Below are 540 nucleotides of genomic sequence, written 5' to 3'. Positions count from 1 at the left end.
GGCCGTGTTCGTCTTCCTGGCTCTGCTCGGGCTGGGCCTGGCCATGGTCACCGCCCGGCAGCTCCGCGAGACGCTGCCGCCGGCAGCCCGCCAGCCGCTGCACCCGGTGCTCCTGGCACGGCGCTACGGCCAGGTGTTCTCGACGCCGGGCTTCCTGCTGCTGACCCTGACCGGCGGCTTCGGCTTCAACGCCTATTTCATTTACGTGCTGTCGGCGCCGGTGTTCCTGATCCAGCACCTCGGCCTTGCGGAGACCGGCTTCGGCTGGTTCTTCATCCCCACGGTGCTGGCGATGATGGCCGGCTCGGCGGTGTCGGCGCGGCTTGCCGGCCGCCTGTCGCCGGTGCGCACGGTGGGCGTCTCCGTAGCGACGATGCTCGCGGCGGCGGCCTGCAACGTGGCGGTGTCCGCCCTGCTCTCGCCCGGCCTGCCCCAGTCGGTGCTGCCGATCATGCTGCACACCTTCGGCATGGCGATCGGGCTGCCCTGCCTCACGCTGCTGGCGCTGGACCATTTCCCCGAGCACCGCGGGCTGGCCTC

The 540-nt window shown here is 71.5% G+C and carries 1 protein-coding gene; it reads left to right on the top strand.

Annotation, left to right across the window (positions count from 1 at the left end; translation table 11 throughout):
• Positions 1 to 540, top strand: a 540-nt coding sequence (locus L6Q67_RS24355) for an MFS transporter (RefSeq protein ID WP_296576355.1), incomplete at both ends; no start/stop codon positions are given.

This window comes from Zoogloea sp., assembly GCF_023150065.1.
Classification (GTDB): Bacteria; Pseudomonadota; Gammaproteobacteria; order Burkholderiales; family Rhodocyclaceae; genus Zoogloea.
The sequence above is the reverse complement of the archived record's forward strand: the minus strand, read 5'-3'. Positions and strand labels throughout refer to the sequence as shown.